General features: G+C 31.3%; 1 pseudogene. It reads right to left on the bottom strand.

The features are described 5' to 3' along the window. A pseudogene (locus ACFIKE_RS10755) lies at positions 1-81 on the bottom strand (4-hydroxy-tetrahydrodipicolinate reductase); the annotation flags it as partial. Positions 82-1,283: the final 1,202 nt, after the last annotated feature.

Genomic DNA, 1,283 nt, shown 5'->3' with positions numbered 1-1,283 from the left:
CTCTACATCTCTCCTCTGCTGGATTGCTGTAATGAGTTCACGTCCCATTCTTCCATTTGCACCAACAACTGTAAGGCGCATTTTTATCTCCTTATGATACTTTACTGTGTAGTATAGGCAAATTCTTGCCTTCTTTCCAATGGTTCTTTTTCTTTATAGGAAAAATTTTTTCCTGCTTTAATTTATCTTGTTGTGCTGTAAAACACTGTTGTTTAAAGCAAGTGATATAAGATCTACAAATTAAAATAGAGATGTTTTTCGTTAGAGTGTGTGATGAATATTCCTAAATAAGGTTTGCTTGTGAAACCTAATGGAGATTGTGTATTACTTTACGCTTTTGTTTCTTTCGTTCTTTAAGGGGGGGAGCGTTCTTCATGCAAAACAAGATCTCCCAAACAAAATACACCTATGTTGTCAATTCATGCGCTTGTCTTAAAGAAATATTTCTCAATACTTCTAAACTTATTTTATGATAGTGCTCGTGAGTGGTATCACGAGAGAGTATCTATGAATAATATAAAATCTATTCTGCGCTACTATCTTTATGCTTCATACAAGAGCAAATCGGCACTATCATACATTTTCTTAGCCTTTAATGTTTTAACAATCCTTGGCACTTAGGCATTTTCATTCTTTTCTTTAATATTTTTTCACGCACCAATTCCATTTGTGACGCATAAGAAAGCGATTTTGATTGTTTTAATGTGATGAAGGTAATGAGAAAAAGGTATTTGGAATTGATCATTAAAGTTAAAAAAACAATTATTTATCATTGTATATCAATATGTTATACATAAATAAAATCACGTAAAAGGGGGGCAAGGGACGAATAAGAAGTTGAATTGTTTACACACGAGAGTTGGTCGGATTCTTGATCTTTTAGGAAAGTCAGTTGAAAAAATTGTTATGTTGTAAAAACGCATGAGGAGGCTTTGTTTATTATAGAGCAAATAGTATATATGTTATGCAATGCGTTTTTTCATATATTGGGAAGAATGGAGTATAACATGCGTTAAGTATTGTTATTTTATTTTCCTAGCTTCCAATGATGCTACAGCTCTTGTATTTAAAGAGAGTCGTTAAAATCCTTTCTTAAATACTTTTTATTCCTGTGCTAATCTTTTTTGTGACACGACAAGAAAGTGATTTTTTTGATTCAATTATAATGGGTCTTATTCTCTGTTTAATATGATTCTAAATCAATGTATTATTATATTGTTTATACGCACGCATAAAAATTCATAAACCTATAAATATCCTTTAGATAAAATATCGCTCTTACC

Origin of the sequence: Bartonella sp. MU70NMGDW, assembly GCF_042194085.1 — a bacterium.
Taxonomy (GTDB): Bacteria; Pseudomonadota; Alphaproteobacteria; order Rhizobiales; family Rhizobiaceae; genus Bartonella; species Bartonella grahamii.
The sequence above is the reverse complement of the archived record's forward strand: the minus strand, read 5'-3'. Positions and strand labels throughout refer to the sequence as shown.